Annotated in this window: 12 protein-coding genes; 7 read left to right on the top strand and 5 right to left on the bottom strand. The window is 64.2% G+C overall.

Annotated features, from left to right (window positions below; translation table 11 throughout):
- The first annotated feature begins 20 nt into the window (after positions 1-20).
- Positions 21-566: an RDD family protein gene (locus tag CHB87_RS03760; protein ID WP_089407025.1), complete on the top strand. Its 546-nt coding sequence runs from the start codon at positions 21-23 to the stop codon at positions 564-566.
- 53 nt (positions 567-619) lie between these two features.
- Here CHB87_RS03760 and CHB87_RS03755 read toward each other — a convergent pair whose 3' ends face one another.
- The 4 genes from CHB87_RS03755 to CHB87_RS03740 all read right to left on the bottom strand — a co-directional run bounded on the left by CHB87_RS03755 (position 620) and on the right by CHB87_RS03740 (position 10,018).
- Positions 620-1,390 (bottom strand): BON domain-containing protein, encoded by a 771-nt coding sequence (locus CHB87_RS03755; RefSeq protein ID WP_089407024.1) that lies wholly within the window; start codon positions 1,388-1,390, stop codon positions 620-622.
- Between the two features lie 100 nt (positions 1,391-1,490).
- Positions 1,491-5,999 (bottom strand): translocation/assembly module TamB domain-containing protein, encoded by a 4,509-nt coding sequence (locus CHB87_RS03750; protein WP_089407023.1) that lies wholly within the window; start codon positions 5,997-5,999, stop codon positions 1,491-1,493.
- Positions 5,996-6,736: a peptidylprolyl isomerase gene (locus CHB87_RS03745; RefSeq protein WP_089407022.1), complete on the bottom strand. Its 741-nt coding sequence runs from the start codon at positions 6,734-6,736 to the stop codon at positions 5,996-5,998. The genes CHB87_RS03750 and CHB87_RS03745 overlap by 4 nt, the downstream gene beginning before the upstream one ends.
- Complete coding sequence (locus CHB87_RS03740) at positions 6,737-10,018, bottom strand: POTRA domain-containing protein (RefSeq protein WP_089407021.1); 3,282 nt, start codon at positions 10,016-10,018, stop codon at positions 6,737-6,739. It lies immediately after the preceding gene.
- 208 nt (positions 10,019-10,226) lie between these two features.
- On the opposite strand from CHB87_RS03740, the gene CHB87_RS03735 reads away from it, so the two are divergent.
- From CHB87_RS03735 to CHB87_RS03725, 3 genes are all read left to right on the top strand, one after another.
- Positions 10,227-11,339 (top strand): ThiF family adenylyltransferase, encoded by a 1,113-nt coding sequence (locus tag CHB87_RS03735; protein WP_089407020.1) that lies wholly within the window; start codon positions 10,227-10,229, stop codon positions 11,337-11,339.
- Between the two features lie 186 nt (positions 11,340-11,525).
- Positions 11,526-12,224: an RNA polymerase sigma factor gene (locus tag CHB87_RS03730; RefSeq protein WP_245817793.1), complete on the top strand. Its 699-nt coding sequence runs from the start codon at positions 11,526-11,528 to the stop codon at positions 12,222-12,224.
- Positions 12,221-12,520 (top strand): hypothetical protein, encoded by a 300-nt coding sequence (locus CHB87_RS03725; protein WP_089407019.1) that lies wholly within the window; start codon positions 12,221-12,223, stop codon positions 12,518-12,520. The genes CHB87_RS03730 and CHB87_RS03725 overlap by 4 nt, the downstream gene beginning before the upstream one ends.
- An 88-nt stretch (positions 12,521-12,608) precedes the next feature.
- Here the strand turns inward: CHB87_RS03725 and bshC are convergent, their stop codons facing one another.
- Positions 12,609-14,213, bottom strand: coding sequence for a bacillithiol biosynthesis cysteine-adding enzyme BshC (bshC, locus tag CHB87_RS03720; RefSeq protein WP_089407018.1), 1,605 nt, complete (start codon positions 14,211-14,213; stop codon positions 12,609-12,611).
- 78 nt (positions 14,214-14,291) lie between these two features.
- On the opposite strand from bshC, the gene CHB87_RS03715 reads away from it, so the two are divergent.
- From CHB87_RS03715 to CHB87_RS03705, 3 genes are all read left to right on the top strand, one after another.
- Positions 14,292-14,909 carry an NUDIX hydrolase gene (locus CHB87_RS03715; protein WP_089407017.1) on the top strand — a complete coding sequence of 206 codons (618 nt, stop codon included), beginning with the start codon at positions 14,292-14,294 and terminating at the stop codon, positions 14,907-14,909.
- A gap of 176 nt (positions 14,910-15,085) precedes the next feature.
- Complete coding sequence (locus tag CHB87_RS03710) at positions 15,086-15,304, top strand: cold shock domain-containing protein (protein WP_089407016.1); 219 nt, start codon at positions 15,086-15,088, stop codon at positions 15,302-15,304.
- Positions 15,305-15,419: 115 nt separating this feature from the next.
- Positions 15,420-17,282 carry a DNA polymerase/3'-5' exonuclease PolX gene (locus CHB87_RS03705; protein ID WP_089407015.1) on the top strand — a complete coding sequence of 621 codons (1,863 nt, stop codon included), beginning with the start codon at positions 15,420-15,422 and terminating at the stop codon, positions 17,280-17,282.
- Positions 17,283-17,324 lie beyond the last annotated feature (42 nt).

Here is a 17,324-nt window from a genome sequence, read left to right as displayed (position 1 = left end):
TTCGCTAAGATGGAGCCACGATGCCCAAAACCAGGTACTTCCACGCCCACGAGACGGCGCGTGTCGATTCATTGAACGGTCTGCCGCTGGCCGGGTTCCGGCAGCGCGCGTGGGCCTTCGTCATCGACCTCACCATCGTCTACGTGATCACCGCCGTTCTCATGTTTCCCTTCCACCATCACAGCAAGAAGGTGGAGACGCATGAGGCGGTCTCGATGCTGTCGCTCGTCGTGGAGATGGCGCACAAACTTGAAGAACTGGCCGAATCGGCCCTGTACTTCGCCATCGCTCTGAAGCTCGGCAAGGGCCAGACCATCGGCAAACGCATCATGAAGCTGCGCGTTATATCGCTGACGCACCACGAAATCGGCTGGTGGCAGGCGATCGAACGCGCCCTGGGTTACGGCGCGTCATTCCTCGAAGGCGGCTTCGGCTTCGTGCAGTTCTGGATCAACCGCAATCGCATGTGCGTTCACGACCGCATCGCGGAGACCATCGTTGTGGACGTGCGCGACGGGGCGAAGCGGCTGGAACTCGCGGCTGCGGACGAGTCGGGCATCGCATAAAAACAAAGGCTCCGCGCACTGCGGAGCCTCTTCCCTTCAAGCCCAGAACGAGGTCAGTTGCCGCCCGCCGCGCTCGCCACCTGCAGGTTGTTCGTCACCTTGAACACCCCCGGTACAGCGTTCGCACGGATGTTCGCCGTGTCTCTGTCCATCTTGCTGTCGACCACGCCGTTCAACGTGACATTACCGTTGACCACCGTGATCCGGATCGGCTTCGCCGGGTCGATCGCGTAACGGTTCAGCGTCGGAAAGCCGTAGATGGAGCGAGCCTCCGCGATGCGGATGCGGTCGTCGTTCGGCGAGAGCGGCGCGACTTCGATGTTGTCCACCACATCCTTCACGCCGGGGTAGTTCGCCACCAGACTGATCGCCGAGTCCTTGTCGACCGGGCCGTAGGCCGTGCCACCCAGCGTCACCACGCCGTCCTGCACACCGATCGTGAAGGAGTTGAACGCGGTCGTGCCGTAGCCTACGCGGTCGTAGCTGATCTTCTCGGCCAGCTTGTTGCGCAGCGTCGCGTCTTCGACCTGCGGCCCGCCAACCTGAATCATGTTCTGCACGCTCGCGACCGTCTTCAGATGGTGAATGCGCTTGTCGGCATCCTCCTTCTGGGCGTACACATCGACCGTTCCGGTCAGGGTGACGATACCGTTGTGCGCCACGCCTTTGACGTTGGCGAACTGCTTCTTATCGAGCGCTTTGTTTACATCGGCCTGCACGACCGGGTCGGCATTGACCTGCGCCAGCGATGGACGCGCGGCCATCAACCCAGCAGCCATCACGGCGGCGAATGCAAGTCTTGAAATCGTTTTCGTTGTAGACATGGAGATCTCCTTTGCCCGCGTTACTTCCTGTGGGAGTAAACCCACTTTCGAGCGGTTTGATGCGGCGCGGTTCAAGGAGGATTCCCGGCAACCGCCGGCGCTAGCGATAGCGCCGGCGGATCTTGTAGACGATCGAGAAGACGCCCGTCTCGTCGCGCGTCGCGACGATCGACATGCTGGGGTTCAGTTGATACTGCAGCGAGATCAACTGCTCCGCCGAAGAGTTGACGTTGGTCGCGTAGGTGAGGGTGAGTTGCCGCGAGAGCTGCTGCTGCACCGTGATGCGCGCGCTCGAGTTGCCGAGCGTGCCGACGAACGCCGGATCGATCTTCACGCTACCCACGCCGAAGAGCTTCGAGACGCGATTCGAGACCGTGGCGTTCAACGCGCCGCCCAGCAGCGAGCTGGTCGTTGGATCGGTGCCCGACTGCACCTGCTGCTCCTGATAAATCTGCGCCTCTTCCTGGGTGCGGCCGAGCGCAAGCAGTGCGAAGATGTCGGCCTCGCTGAGCGGCGGCTCCGAACGATAGGTCGGCTTGAAGTTGCTGGCCGTGCCGTGCAGGCCGACGGTGACGTCGTAGGTCTCGACCCGCGCCGTAGCGTCGAGGTCGATCACCGGGTCGATACGCACGGGGTTGGTGAAGTAGATATCGCCGCGCTGCAGTTGATACTGCGTGCCGGCAAAGGTCGCGCTGCCGTCGGTGATCTGGATCCGGCCGAGCACCGTCGGCTCCGCGATGGTGCCGCGGATGTTCAGGTTCACCGTGCCGGCCAGCTTCGCGTAGGAGTTCTGAAAGTCGAGCTGCGGCGAACTGGTGATCTTCACATCGAGCTGAATCTTGTTCGTCGCCGCATCCGGATCAGGCGGGGCCGAGACGCCGCCGGCGCTCGAAAACGCCGCGAAGTCCACATCCGCGCCGACGCCGAAGCGCGTCAGGAGAACATTGCCGCTCAGCACCGCGCTGTTCGGCCCGCCCTGCAGCCGCAGCGTTGCGTTCGCTGTCGCGCTCAAGCCGTAGTAGCGCACGCGCACGACGTCGGCTGTCGCATTGAGGTCCGCATAAAGACCCTTGCGATAGGTGATGAAGCCGCCGATCTTCACCTGTCCGCCGCCGGTCGTGGCGACCAGGTTCTGCACATTCAGACGGTCCTCGTTGAAGACCAGCGTGCCGTTCATATTGCTCAGGCCGTTGGGGATGCCGTCCATGGCGAGGTTCACGTTCTGGAAGTCGATCTTGCCCGTCAGGGCAGGGTCCATCACCTTGTTGCCTGCGCCGACCGAGAAGACCATCTTGCCGTTCGCGGTGATGTCCGGATCGAAGGTGTGGAGCAGCGCGAGGCTGACGCTACCCAGCGCCTTCACGTCCAGCTTGCCGCCCATTGGATCGGGCTTGCCCGTCTTTGCGTCGACCGCGCCGAAGACCTGCGCCGAGCCGCTGGCGCGCATGTCCGTATCCTGCCCCGTGATGTGTACCTGGTCGAGCGTCGCAAGGCCATTGCGCAGACCGATGCGCAGGCTCTCCGCCGTCTTCAGCGTGATGTTCTGCGAGGTGATCTCGAAGTTGTCGAACTGCGCCGAACCGACCAGCGCCGTCGGCGTCTTCGCCGGACCGGAGATGGTAATCGTGCCCGAGATGTTCGACTTTGCCTTGACGCCATCGGGTTGGAAGAGCGCCAGCGGAGTGCCGATGTCGAGCCCTGCAATGGTCAGCTTCGCCTGCGTCTGGTAGTCGCCCGCGAGGCTGGTCTGGCCGTTTGCCACGATCTTCGCGCCGACCAGCGTCGAGGTCAGATCGTAATAGACGAGGTCCTTCTCGCTGTGCGCATTCACCGTGGCTTCGCCGATCGGCCTGCCTTCGACCGTCGCATTGGCAAGCCGCACATTCGCCTTCAGCCCCGGCTCTTTCAACGTGCCATCCGCGTCGGCGACGAGGCTGGCGACCGCGTCCACATCCGGCATCGCCGTCGCAACCGTCTTGAACTTCGAGAGCACAAGGTTGTCGCCCGCAAGATGCGCGTGCACCTTCTCGCTGTCGAGGTTGTAGCCGCCGTTGCCCGCGATGCCGACGCCGTGCATCACAAGCGCGATCTTCGTGGCTTCGACCTGCCTGCCCTGCACGTTCGCATCGACCGAGACAGAGTCGTACGGCTCGCCATAAGCGACGCCGTTGGTCAGCGTGATGTTGCCGCCGCCCGCGAGCGTCTTCAGCAAACCTGCGGCATGCGCGTTTACATTGACGATGCCGGTCACCGGCACCTTCTCCTGCTGGCCCGCAATCTGCAGCACATCGACGACCTGCGCGTTGGCCAGCTTCACCGTCACGTCGGTCTGCATGCCGCCGTCCCAGAAGTACTCGGGCGTCTTGCGATGCATCACCACGCGCGGCTTGAAGGAACCGGCGACGTTCAGCACCGCGCTTCCCCGCTTGATGGTCGAGCTGCCGACCGCCAGCGCCGAGGGCGTGTACTCCGCGTCGGCCACCAGCGAATCGATCTGCACGTCAATCACGCTCGGCGGAGGTGGAGGCGCGACCGGCGCGCTCGACTTCATCATCTTCGCCAGCATGTTCTTCGGCTCGGGCGGCGGAGGCGTGGCAGGCGTCACCAGCTTGAATTCGAAGTTATTCGCGACGAGGTGCCCCTTCACATCGAGCTTCGCAATCTCGCCCGACGCCGTGCCGTGGAAGGTCGCTGAACCATGCAGCACGGCGGGGATCGCGGCCGCGCCCTTCGTGCCGTTCGCTCCTGTGAGCTCGAGCGTACGCAGCAACTGGTCGAATTCACCAAAGTCGCGCACGTTCATATCCACTTGTAGAGCGGTCAGCGGATCGCCGATGTTGACGCCCAGCACGCCGTTGGCGGTCAACGTGGTCGAGCGCGTCTGCAGGTCGAGCTTCTGGATATTCACGACCTCGCGCTTGCCGTCGTAGTGGCCCAGGATCTTGCCGCTCACCGGCACGTTCGAGTAAGCCGTCTTGCGGATAATGCCGGTCGGCGTCAGGTCGAGATCCGCATCGACCAGCACGGTGTCCGAGATGTCCGTCACCGCGCCGCCCCACTCTACCTTCACTGGGCCGGTGATCGAGGTGTCGAAGCCAAGGTCGCCGTAGCCCTTCGGCGCGGTGTCGTCCATGATCGTGCGCAGCGGGATGTGGTCGACCGTGACCGTGACATAGGCATGCGCGGGCGCGACCTTCGGCACGCTTGGCGTGGTGCTGGCGGTGGGCGTCGCCCCAACGGCGACGGCGGTCTTGTTCGCGGTCGTCGCGGCGCCGGCGACGGTGGGCGAGCTGGTCGGCGTATCCGCCGGCGCCTCGCCGAGCCAGTTCATAATCTTCATCTCACCGGCGACCTTGCCGCCGCCATTGGGCAGGCTCGCGGTCAAGGCGCTGAAGAGCAGCTCCGCCGGCGTAATGTTCAGCTGCGCGCCGGCGTCGATATCGTGGAAGCGAACGTACTGGTCCACGTACGCGGCGTTGTGCAGCTTCGCACTGCCGACGAGCAGATAGCCAGCCTGGCAATCGGGATCGGGCGGCAAAACCTTCGCGCTCGGCGCGGCCGCCTTCGGATGGCTGCGTTCCCAGAACCGAGGATGCCGCTGCGCCACGACCGGCGCCGTGTTGCAGCTATGCCCGGCGACGTTCAGGTCGATCGTGCCCGCGGCCAGCCCATCCACCGCGGCCATGATGGATATCTGCTTCAACTCGAGCGTGCCCGCCAGCTTCGCCTGCCACACCGGATTGGCGAAGTGGTCGAGCGAGGCCGACGCCGTCAGGTCGGAGTCCTGGCCGGTGTGAAAGTCGAACTTCGTCAGCGCGGCCATGTCGCGGCCCACCTCGGCTTCGAGATGCAGATGCGACTTGGCCTCGGGCTGCTTCGCCATCTGCGTGCGCAGGTCGCTCAGGTCGACCATCGCGACATAGCGCTCCGGCTTGTCGCTCGTGGGCGGAACATAATGCACCTCGGCGTCCAGGTCGTTCGCCGTCAGGTTGAACGGGATCGCGCGGTCGTTCAACAGCGCGACGCCGTCGACCAGCTCCACATGCCGCGCGCGCAGATCCATCAGCGTGTCGATGACCGGCTTCGTGCTCTTGGTCACGGTCTTCGGAACGGGCTGATTGGTCTTGCCGTCCTTGTCGACGATCAGGTGAACATGCGGGTCGTCGACATGCAGCAGGTTCAGCCCGACAGGCGAACCGACGCCCTTACCCTGCGCATGCTGCAGAATGTTGTTCAACTGCACCCGCACCAGAATGCGCTTCGCCGCAAGGTACGGCGCCTCGTTCGGGCCTTCCAGTCCGTGGATGACAAGCCCGTCGACCTCGACCGCAAGGCTCCACAAGCTGAGGCTGATGTGACCCAGCTCCACCCTGCCGCCGGTCGCGTCTTCCAGCAGGCTGACGACCTTGGCGCCCACGCGCTTCTGGAAGTCGTCCGTCGTCGTGTACCAGGAGACGCCGATCAGGGCGATCAGCAAGAGCAGCACAAAGCTTGTGACCGCGAGTCCCGTGACATGCGCGAGCTTGTTCAGAAAGCTGCGACGCTTCTTCGCCGCCGGTGTCGCTTCAGGCTCGTTCGATTCAGGAGTTGGCTTTGCGTCGAATATCATGGCGCCACCTCCTCCGGCTTGATCATCCGCACCGAGCCCTGCGCCTTCAGCGACTTCAGCCATTCGTCGAGCAGCGCGCCGACCTGCTGCTGCAGCAGAATCTCCTGAATGCGGTCGGAGATCGTATCGAGCGCTGGCGCCGTGGCCTTCTGCCGCGCAAACGACGGGACCAGCGTCTTGTCGTAGTACGCCTTGATCTCCTCCGGCGTAATGCGGATGCCCATCCGGAAGCGCAGCTCGATGAACTTGAGCACCACCATGCGCTCCTTCCACCGGTCGTGCAGCTCCTGCACGGTGAAGCCGTGCTCGTTGACGAACTTCGCCCATCCGGCGTCGGTGTCGCAGTGCTGCCCGCGGCAGGCCGGCATCTCTTTGCGCAGTTGATCGAGCTGCGCATCGACCTCAGCGTCCGAGGTGTCGTCGTCCGGCTGCATGCGCGCCTGCTGCAAGATCAGCGTGCGGTCGACGAGACGCTCGATGGCCTTGTCGCGGCTGAAGGCCTCGGTGTGCGCAAACGGCTGGAAGGCCTCGAACCGGCGCTCCTCGTCGATATCGCTTTCGAGCACCAGCTCACCATTCACGACGGCGACGACGCGATCGAGCACCACGCTCTGTCCCGCGCTCGCGGGAGCCGAAGGAGCCGCTGGCAGAGTCTGGGCCGCGCAGGGCAGGCACAGCGCCGCCAGGAGGATCGCCCTCATGGTCAGCCTTGCCGGATTGGGGATCGCTGTGCGCATTTAGAAGGACTGTCCGATGCTGAAGAAGAAGTTGAAGTGGCTTGCCTGGCCCACGTACGGCGGCCGGTTGCCGAAGTCGAGAATGACGGGATAACGCGGCGGATTCAGGTTGTACGGAAAGTCCACGCGGATGGGACCAACCGGCGTCTTATACCGCGCGCCGATACCGATTGCATGCGAGAAGTAGTTGAAGTTGCAGGTGCCGAAGGTCTGGCTGACGTTCTCGCAGGTCTGCTCGTTCGGCTGGTGAAACTTGGTGAAGCTGGGGAAGACGTCCGACACATTCTGGAAGACGTTGCCCATATCGTGGAAGAGTACGAAGCTGACGCTCGAGCCCACATACGGCAGCGTCGGCGCGGGCAGACGCAACTCGAACGTATTGACGAACGCGCCCGAACCGCCCACCGGGAAGCCGGTCTGCAGGTCGCGAGGCCCGGCGCCGTTGATGGGGAAACCGCGATGCGAGGTCGCGCCGCCGGCGTACAGACGCTCGGGCAGCGGCGTGGGCTGGCAGCTCGCATTGGTCTGCAGCAGGATGCCAACGCAGGACGTGCTGGTGGCGTTCGGATTGTCGCCGAAGGAGGTAATGAAGCCGAAGCGCGTGCTACGCGCGAAGACATACTTATGCTTGCCGAAGGTGTAGTACGTGGAGTTCGTCACATCCACGCGGTTGAAGTCGGTCTGCGAGCCGAACTTCGAGCTGGCGAAGAAGTCCTGCACCGAGGTATAGGAGCCCTTGTACGCATCGAGCGCGCTCGGCGTACGCGTATCGTGAAACCACGTAATGCCAGGCCCGCCCACGCGCACCGGCTGCGAGAGCAGCGGGATCAGGTTTGCCGAGACCTGCAGGCTATCCGGGTCGACCGCCACGCGGCGATACTGGAAGTCGTAGATGAATGTATCCTTGCGCGTCAGCTTCTCCGTCACGCGGATGTCGCCCTGCAACGTGGACGAGGCGAAGGTCGTAATGTTCTGCACGTTCGAGTAGCCGCCCGAAAGCTGCAGCGCGAAGCTCTTGCTGTTGCGCAGATGCGGGTTCTGGAAGGTGACGGTCGCAACCCGCTCCAGCAGGCCGTAGGTGCCGTGGAAGGCAAGCGTCTCATCTTTTCCGCGGAAGAGCAGACGCGTGACATCGAGCGTGACGCGCGGGCTGATGCCGGGCTTTCCCTCCTGGCTGGTCTTCGCATCGCCCACCAGCGTCTCGGACGCGGCGTTCAGCGTTGAGGCAGTCGGCGTACCAGTCTGCGCCTCGAAGCCGAAGCCGTAGGTCACATCCCAGCGCTTGGCCTCGGTCAACTGCACCAGCACGTTCTTCTGCTCGGCGTCGCCGGTGGGATTCTGCACCGCGGCCACGACCTCGTTGAAGACCGCGAGGTTGTAAAGATTCCGCTGCGTCTCGAGCAGCGCGCTCTGGTCGAGCGGATCCTCCGGATGCACGCGTAACTGCTGGTTCACTACGTCGGGCTTCACATGCTTGATGCCCGAAAGCAGCGTGTGCCCGATGAAGACCTGCTTGCCCTCGGAGACATTGAAGTTCACATCCGTCTTCGATGGATCCTGCCCTTCGACCTCCTGCTTCACCTCGATGCGCGCCTGGTCAAAGCCGTTCGAAAGGTAGTAGGCGAGGATCGCGTCGCGGTCTCCCGAGAGCGTGATCAGCGAGAAGGGCTGGCCGTCGCGGGCGTTCAACAGACCGTTGACGACATCCTGCCGGCTGGGGTCGACGCCATGCAGGTCGACGCCGCCGAAGGTCTGCTGTGGACCCTCCGCGACGGTGTAGACCACGCCGATCTGCGCAATCTTCAACGGCTTGCCGTTCACGGTCTCGGTGTCTTTCACCGAAGAGGTCACCTTCGCCTGGTTGAAGCCGTTCGAGCGGTAGAGCGCCTCCATCGACTTCTCATCCGACGTCACCAGCGACTGGCTATAACGGCCGCTGCGCAGGTAGGCGTCCGCCTTCTGCACCCGCAGGCTCTCCTTCAACAGCTCCGAACCGAAGTACTTGTTTCCCTTCACCTCGACCGTCAGCACCTTGTGCTTCAGACCCTTGTCGACCGTATAGAGCACCGTTCGCGTCGGCGCCTTTTCGTCCCCGATCACCTTCACCGCGACCGTCACGTCGAAGTAGCCCTGCTGCTGCATGAAGTCCTTGATATTGTGCGTGCCTTCGTTCAGCAGATCGTTGTCGATCGTACCCTCTTCGAAGATCGGCACCAGCAGATGCAGGCGGCTCTTCGAGACCTTCGCGCCCTCGACCACCACCTTCACGATCGGCCCCTGGCTGGCCTGGAACTCGTAGTTCAGCGTCTTCGCGGAGGGGTCGTAGGTGGAGCTGCGCAGCGTCGTCGTCGCCTCCAGCCGGTTGTTCTTCTGATAGAACTTGCGCATGTTGTCGAGCGCATTGCTCGTGGTCTGTCGATTGACCTTGCTGCGCTGCTTCAGCTTGCCCTTCTTGCGAAACTGCGGCTCCGTCACGCCGGGGTCGTCGCCCGTGATCTTCACGGCGCCGATGCGCGCCTGCGGGCCAATGTCGACCGTGTAGGTGACGTTGACCTGCTGGCCCGCGTCGTCACGCTCCGTCTTCGCGACAATCTTCGGCTGGTAGTAGCCGTTCTGCTGCAGCACGCCCTTCAGCGCGTCGGTACCCGCGGACACATCGGAGTCGTTGAAGGCCACGCCCGGATTCAGCTTGCTGCCGTACTCCAGCAGCGAGGTCAACTGGTCGCTCTTTACGCCGTCGATCTGCACCCGTCCGACGTAGTAGCGCGCCACGCCGGTGAAGATCAGCGTGACGGAGTCGCCATGCCGCTCGCCGCGTACGGCGATGTTCATGTAGCGGCCCGTGGCGAAGAGGCGCCGCGTCGTCTGCTGCACCTTCTGCGGGTCCAGCGGCTGCCCGGCCTTCTGGGTCAGCTCGCCGGTCAGGCGGTCGCTCTTCTCGAAGATCACGCCGTCATATTTGATGGCATCGACAGTAAGCCCCTTCCACTGCGCGAGGTTCGTCGCCAGCGGAGGCAGGGCCGGGCCGAGACCCTCCGGTTCCGCTGGCTTGTCGGGCGCATTCGGAGTCGCGGCCTGCGATGCCTGGGGAACGGTTGCGGGGATATTCGGCTGGTCGCCGGAGGTCAGCGTGGCAGGCGACCCGACCCCGCCGGGAGTGGACTGGGCATGCGCGAATCCAGCGCATCCGCTGGCCAGAAACAGACCCACCGCAGCCCATACGCGGCGACGCGACGGGCTGAACCGGACGTCTTCCTCGGCGTTGCCAGACCCCAGACGCATTTGTCCCACTCGGTTGACCGCCAATGTCTTGAACTGCTCCCACGTTGTAAATGCGTTGGTGCTATGCGCCTTAGGATGCGGAAAGCAGCCGCGGGGTCACCCCGCCAACTCCGGTCTTCGACCGGGCCGGCGCAAGTCCTTATACTAAGACTAATCGACTCCACCGGGACAGGGCTGCGGGGGAGTAGCAAGGCAGGCCTTCGTCACCATGTCGTCTCCCGTCGCCACCGCACCGCTCCAAGAAGCTCTTCCGCGTGAACCGATCCGCGAAGGGATCACAGACGAGATCAAAGACCGGTATTCGCGCCAGATCCTCTTCCCCGGCATCGGCGCCGAGGGCCAGCAGCGGCTCGCGCGGGCTCATGTCGCCATCGTGGGCGTCGGCGCGACCGGAGCGGCGGCCGCCTCCCTGCTGGCGCGCGCGGGCGTCGGCCACCTCACGCTCATCGACCGGGATTACGTCGAGTCGTCCAACCTCCAGCGGCAGATCCTCTTCGACGAGGCCGACGCCCTCGCCGCCCTGCCCAAGGCCGAGGCCGCACGGCGCAAGATCGCGCTCTTCAACTCCTCCGTCCAGGTCGACGCGCACATCGCCGACCTCGTCCCCGCGAACATCCACGAGCTGCTCGGCCCGGCGCACCTCGTGCTGGACGCGACCGACAACTTCGAGACCCGCTACCTCGTCAACGACCTCTGCGTCGAGACCGGCAAACCCTGGATCTATGCTGCCGCTATCGGCGGATACGCGGCGACCATGAACGTCCTGCCGAAGGGTTCAGCGTATGAGCCAACCGCCTGTCTCGCCTGCCTGTTTCCCAAGCCGCCATCGGGTCCGGTCGAGACCTGCGACACGGCCGGCATCCTCTCCACTGCCGTCAACTACGCGGCCTCCATCCAGGTGACCGAAGCCCTGAAGCTGCTGACCGGCCAGCCGGAGAAGATGCGCCGCACGCTGCTCTCGCACGATCTCTGGACCAACGAGTTCTCGCAGATCTCGACCGCGAAGCCGGGCCCCGGCTGCGCCGTCTGCGGGCGCCGCGAGTTCGCGCACCTGGCCGGCGTCGGACGCCCGCACATCACGCTCTGCGGGCGCAACTCCGTGCAGATCCATGAGCATCACCGGCCGGTCGACTTCGCCCGGATGCGCGAGCGGCTCGCCCGCCACACCGACCTCGAAGACCTGCGCTCGAACGACCTGCTGCTGCGCTTCCGCCGCGGTCCGCATACGGTCACGCTCTTTCCCGACGGCCGTGCGCTGGTGCAGGGAACCACCGACATCGCCCTCGCTCGGACGCTCTACGCTCGCTTCATTGGCTCGTGAAGCGCGGACGCCCAGAAGCTCCATGCGATACAACTATTTTGCGCAAAACTCACTCTGACAGACAGATGCACCATCCCTTTCCTCCGGGATACGCTACCATCTGGGTGGGGGTCGCTCCGGCGGCCTTCGCGGAGCGGTGTCCCGGTGAGCATAAGTTTGGAGATAGCCGCTCTGAGAATCGAGTCCATGAACCCTATTGAAACGCTGCCTGTCCAGGCTGTACCCGAAGTCGCTCCGGAGCAAGCCAAGCCCAAGCCTGGCCTGTTCAAGCGCAACCCGCCCATCGCCGGTGAGGCCGAGGCCATCGAGGCCGCCAAGAACGGCGATGCCGAGGCGTTTTCGAAGCTCTACGCGCTGCACAAGCGCCGCGTGTATACGCTCTGCCTCCGCATGCTGGGCAACGTCTCCGAGGCCGAAGACATGACGCAGGAGGCCTTTCTGCATCTCTTCCGCAAGCTCGGCAGCTTTCGCGGCGAGAGCGCCTTCTCCACCTGGCTGCACCGGCTGACTGTGAATCTTGTGCTCATGCACCTGCGCAAGAAGGGTCTGAATCTGGTTTCGCTCGAAGAGACGATCAACCCGTCGGAAGAGGACGCGCCGAAGCGCGACTTCGGCAGCCGCGACCTGAACCTGACCGGCTCGGTCGACCGCGTCGCGCTCGAGCGCGCCGTCGCATCGCTGCCGCCGGGCTATCGGATGGTCTTCGTACTCCACGACGTGGAGGGATTCGAACATAACGAAATCGCTACGATGCTCGACTGTTCCACCGGGAACAGTAAGTCGCAGCTTCACAAAGCTCGTCTCAAGCTACGTGAGCTTCTTCGCCAGGCCCAGCAGCAGAGCAGCCCCCTGGCCAACTCGGCCCCCAAGGAGGTCCTGCAGTGAGCGACCTGAATAACATCGACTTCGAAAACATGACAGCCGCCGACTTCGAAACCGTCCTCCCCGACCTGTTTGCCTCGGGCGATGGACGCGTCAGCGAAGACCCCCGGCTCCAGAAGTTCCTCGCGGCCAACCCCGACGCAGCCGCGCTCGTGCGCGATCTCGAAACCATCGCGACGCATGCCCGCAGCCTCTTCGACGAGCAGCCTGAGGTCGAGCCCAGCGACGACGTCTGGCTCAATATCCAGAAGAAGCTGAACAGCGAGGATGAAGGCGGCCCGGTAGCCGCAAACGCCTGAAGCGTTCGCCAGAACGAGCAAAAGCCCTCCAGTCCGGAGGGCTTTTGCTTTTGAAAGCGTCCAGATATCGGCGCTGCGTGGGTGGCGACTACAACCGCACCACCGCATGCCCGGCGCACATCTCAGCCGCCTCCTGAACGAAGCGATCCACCAGATCCTCGCCGTTTCGGGCAAGGAACCATACCCCGGCCAGCAGACGCTCCTGAGGGTGGGCGTTCGGGAAGAGATTCAGTGTCAACGCATCGGCGTGCTTGCGCAGGCTGGCTTCCTTCTGCAGTTCGAAGGTCGCGGCCATGCGGCGCAGGCGATTCATCTGGTAGCGCATCTTCGAGCCCGAAACAGCCGCCGAGCGGCCGAGGCTTTCGTCCATCGATGCCAGATACTCCGTCAGCACAGTCAATTCCGCGTCCATCGCGTTGCCGACGGCGGCGATCTTCCGCTTGCCTTCGATCGGCATGGCGCGCGCGCCCAGCTTCTGCGCCAATGCCTCGGACGTGGTCATCACATCGGGTAGCTGAAGTTCATGCTGGGCCAGCAGCGCGCCGATGGCCGGCTCGATCAACGTCGCTGAAAGCCGCGGCAGCACCGGCGTCAGACGCCCGAGAATAGCCTGATAGAGCACCGCGCTCTGGGCAAAGTAGGCGATCTCCGCCGGTCCGCCGATATAGGCGACCGTGGGCAGGATGACGTCCTGAAAGATCGGTCGCAGCAATGCGTTCGGACTGATGCGCTCCGGGGCATCCTCAAGAATCTGCAGCAGTTCGCCAGTCGTGAACGTCTGATTCCCCGCCTTCCAGCTACCGTCCGCCAGATGCCGCAGGAGAAGCCGCTGCCTGGTCGTCGCGTCGAGCAGGAAGAGCAGCGAGGAGCCGGGCTTCACCAGCACCTGGGCGTGGTAGCCAAGCGACTCCAGCTCCGCCGTGCGGGCGAGCAGCGCAGCCTCAAGCTCGCCGGCGCGCGCGATCGCAGCGCGCAAGGCGGACGCGCCCAGTGCGTGGAAATAGTGTCCGGCGGCATCCATCACCACCAGCCCATGCCCGGCGAAGAGCCGCGTCATCAGGCGGCCGAAGGCTCCGCCCAACGTCGGCGCATAGCCTTCGCGAGGCTCGTAACACTCCCGCAGCAGATCGCAGACCGGCGCCCAGCCAAGCAGTTCGCTGGCCTGGTCGAGCACCTGCGAGATCTCAGGGCCAAGCGGCGCCTCGCCGACCGGCGAGCCATTCGAGGTCAGCCCAACTCTCAGCGTCTCAACGGCGTGCTTCGAGAGCAGCGCCACCTGGTCGACCTCGGCCAGGTCGTGGTCGTCGGTCGCGAGCCAGAAGACCGGCACATGCGGCACGCCCGTCGTGCGTTCCGCCTCCGCCGCGCGCGCGATGGCGGTAGCAGCCTTCAGCAGCGTGAACAGCGGCCCGCCGAAGAGCCCCACCTGCTGGCCCGTAACGACGGCGCGCGCACCGGCGCGAAGACGTTCGATGTTCGCCAGCGTCGCCGGCGCCGCGCCAAACTCCGCAGCCTGCAGCGCGAGCGCGTCGGCCAGCTTCGCCGGTTCGGCGACCGCGACAGCCCGGCCCATCCAGCCGGAGAGCGGCTCCGAGCCGTACCAGCCACGAACCGGTTCAGCAGCCGCCAGGTAATCTCCGTAGAGCGCGGAGAGGTGCGGCAGCACGGACATGGGGAAACACTCAGCGCTCATATCTGAACCTTACTAGAAGTCATCAGGTTTTTGGATGCGCCTGCGCATACTCCCGACGCAGAATGATACCGTAGCCCCATGAGCGCTCTGAAAAAAGCCGCAAAGTCCAGCCTTCCCGTCAAAAAGCCCGCCAAAGCCGCGAAGCCGTCCACCAAAGCCGTTGTGCTGAAGTCGAGGGTCTCCTACAAGGGTAAGGTCTTCTCCGTCACCACCGACACGGTCACCGAGCCCGGCGGCGTCACCAGCACCCGCGACGTCATCCGCCATAACGGCTCGGTCATCATCCTTGCGGTCGATACGAGCAAAAATCCCGCCGATCCGACCATCCTCATCGAGCGCCAGTACCGCCACGCCGCCGGCCAGTTCCTGCTGGAGCTTCCCGCGGGGCGCATTGAGCCGGGCGAGGCGCCGTTGGCCGCCGCCAAGCGCGAGCTGATCGAAGAGACCGGCTTCCGCGCCAGGCGCTGGTCGAAGCTCGTCCGCTACTTCGCCAGCCCCGGCTTCCTCTCCGAGACCATGCAGGTCTTCCTCGCCGAAGACATCCGCGCCGGCGTCGCCCAGCCCGAGGAAGACGAGAAGATCGACCTGCTCCACATCCCCCTCTCCGAACTGATCGGCATGATCGAGTCCGGCAAGGTGCTGGACGGCAAGACGATCCTCTCCGTCATGCTCTATGCGGCCAACCGAAAGAAGTAAAACGCACCCATTTTCCGGCCAGCCGCGCATCATACGTCATGCAGGCGACATACGATAGCGAATTTTCCGGCAAACATGACTCGCAAGCCCGTCGGAAAAACCTTCTTTCTTTTGTTCGCGTCCTAACGACATGAGCCGAAGTACAGGCGCGAAAGGCAAGGAAAAGAGGGTTTCTTATGGCGCAATATAAAGGTCAGGTCAAATGGTTCAACAACGCGAAGGGGTACGGCTTTCTCGGACGCGATGGCGGTCCTGACGTCTTTGTCCACTACAGCTCGATTCAGTTGGATGGATACAAGAGCTTGAAGGAAGGCGACGAGGTTGAGTTCGACGTGATCCAGGGCTCCAAAGGACCGCAGGCGGACCAGGTGACCCGGGTCAAGGAAGCGGTTTGAGCAGACCCGCTCCTCAACACAGACTTCTCCCTCCACGAAGCCCTGAAAGAAGATGCATATACTGAAACGGTAGCCGGATAAGCGGCTGCCGTTTGTTTTTTGCCTCACCCTTTTTATGGACAACATCACACTCGCACGTCTGCTCGATGAGACCGCCGCATTGCTGGAGATCGACGGCGCCGACCCGTTCCGCATCCGCTCCTACCGGCGCGCCGCCGAGGCGATCGAGCAGCAGACCGCGCAACTGGCGCCGCTCGCCACGCCAGACGCCGACCCCAAGCTGCTGCTCGCCATCCCCGGCATCGGCAAGGGCATGGCCGCGAACATCCGCGACCTCGTCGCCACCGGCTCCATGCCGCTGCGCGACGAGCTGATGACGAAGTACAAGCCGACCATGCTCGAGCTGCTGCGCCTGCCCGGCATGGGGCCGAAGACCGTCGCGCTGGTCTGGTCCGCGCTGCAGGTCGGCGATATCGACGCGCTCGAAGCCGCCGCCAGAGCCGGCCATCTGAATACGCTCCCTCGCATGGGCGAGAAGTTCACCGCCAAGCTGTTAAAGGGCATCGAAGACTATCGCCGCAACTCCAGCCGCTTCCGCATCGACGAGGCGAAGGAGTTCGCCGAACGCATCGCCAAGCTGATCCTCGCCTTCCCCGGCATCGACCAGGTGACGCCAGCAGGCAGCCTGCGCCGCGGACGCGAGACCGTCGGCGACCTGGACCTGCTCGCCACCGGACCGGCCTGCGAGGCGGACGTCGTCGCCGCCGCAGTCGAGCACGTCGCCACCCTGCCGCTGATCGACAAGCTGATGGCGCGCGGACAGAATAAGGTCACCTTTACCCTGCGCAACAACCTGCAGGTGGACGTACGGCTGCTTCCGCGCGCGAGCTATGGCGCTGCGCTGCAATATTTTACGGGGTCCAAGCACCACAACGTCGCGCTGCGGCAGCGAGCGCTGAAGCGCGGCCTGACGCTCTCCGAATACGCGCTGCTGCGGCTCGAAGACAACGCCATCGTCGCCGCCGCAAGCGAGGAAGAGATCTACAACGCGCTCGACCTCGACTACATTCCGCCGGAGCTGCGCGAGAACTGCGGCGAGATCGAAGCCGCCGCCGCGCACACCCTGCCGAAGCTCATCACGCTGCGCGATCTGCGCGGCGACCTGCACATGCACACCGTCGAAAGCGACGGCACGGCCACCATCCTCGACATGGCCAAGGCGGCCATCGCGCGCGGGCTCGAATACATCGCGATCACCGACCACAGCAAGAACCTCGCCATGACGAACGGCCTGGACGATGTGCGGGCGCTCGCCCACATCCGGCGCATCCGCGAGGTCGACGCGGAGCTGGCCGAGCTCTTCGCCCAGGAAAAAGGCCCGCAGTGGCTGCGCTACCGCAATGCCAAGGCCGGCGACATCCGCCTCACCCACTACGGCGAGGTCATCGAACCGCAGCCGCCCACCGCGGCCTTCCGCGTCCTGCCCGGCATCGAGGTCGACATCCTCGCCGAGGGAGAACTCGACCTCGAAGACGCGACCCTCGCCCAGATGGACATCGTCGTCGCGAGCGTCCACTCGCGCTTCGACCAGCCGATCGACGTCATGACCGCGCGGGTGCTGCGCGCGCTCGAAAACCCCTACGTCAACATCCTCGGCCACGCGACCGGCCGCAAAGTGCTCAAGCGCGAGCCCTACGCCATCGACATCACCGCCATCCTGCGCCGCGCCGCCGAGCTGGGCGTAGCCGTCGAGCACAACGCAGCCCCCGCCCGCGCCGATCTGAACGACCTGCATCTGCGGCTGGCAAAGGAGTTAGGCGTGAAACTCGTCATCAACACCGACGCCCACGCCACCGGCGAGCTCGACCAGATGCACCACGGAATCGTTCAACTGCGCCGCGCCTGGCTGACGGCGGACGACCTGCTGAACACACGCCGGGCTGTGGATTTTCTGGCACTCTTGCGGAAAAGGCCGTAGAATCTCCGTACGGAATGAGTGAGCACCTCTCTCCCCAGGGCG

Source organism: Granulicella rosea (assembly GCF_900188085.1).
Classification (GTDB): Bacteria; Acidobacteriota; Terriglobia; order Terriglobales; family Acidobacteriaceae; genus Edaphobacter; species Edaphobacter rosea.
The sequence above is the reverse complement of the archived record's forward strand: the minus strand, read 5'-3'. Positions and strand labels throughout refer to the sequence as shown.

Excerpts from the sequence above, each read along its gene's own strand:
- CHB87_RS03760 (WP_089407025.1), top strand. The coding sequence starts at position 21 with ATGCCCAAAACCAGGTACTTCCACGCCCACGAGACGGCGCGTGTCGAT.
- CHB87_RS03755 (WP_089407024.1), bottom strand. The coding sequence starts at position 1,390 with ATGTCTACAACGAAAACGATTTCAAGACTTGCATTCGCCGCCGTGATG.
- CHB87_RS03750 (WP_089407023.1), bottom strand. The coding sequence starts at position 5,999 with ATGATATTCGACGCAAAGCCAACTCCTGAATCGAACGAGCCTGAAGCG.
- CHB87_RS03745 (WP_089407022.1), bottom strand. The coding sequence starts at position 6,736 with ATGCGCACAGCGATCCCCAATCCGGCAAGGCTGACCATGAGGGCGATC.
- CHB87_RS03740 (WP_089407021.1), bottom strand. The coding sequence starts at position 10,018 with ATGCGTCTGGGGTCTGGCAACGCCGAGGAAGACGTCCGGTTCAGCCCG.
- CHB87_RS03735 (WP_089407020.1), top strand. The coding sequence starts at position 10,227 with ATGTCGTCTCCCGTCGCCACCGCACCGCTCCAAGAAGCTCTTCCGCGT.
- CHB87_RS03730 (WP_245817793.1), top strand. The coding sequence starts at position 11,526 with ATGAACCCTATTGAAACGCTGCCTGTCCAGGCTGTACCCGAAGTCGCT.
- bshC (WP_089407018.1), bottom strand. The coding sequence starts at position 14,213 with ATGAGCGCTGAGTGTTTCCCCATGTCCGTGCTGCCGCACCTCTCCGCG.
- CHB87_RS03715 (WP_089407017.1), top strand. The coding sequence starts at position 14,292 with ATGAGCGCTCTGAAAAAAGCCGCAAAGTCCAGCCTTCCCGTCAAAAAG.
- CHB87_RS03710 (WP_089407016.1), top strand. The coding sequence starts at position 15,086 with ATGGCGCAATATAAAGGTCAGGTCAAATGGTTCAACAACGCGAAGGGG.
- CHB87_RS03705 (WP_089407015.1), top strand. The coding sequence starts at position 15,420 with ATGGACAACATCACACTCGCACGTCTGCTCGATGAGACCGCCGCATTG.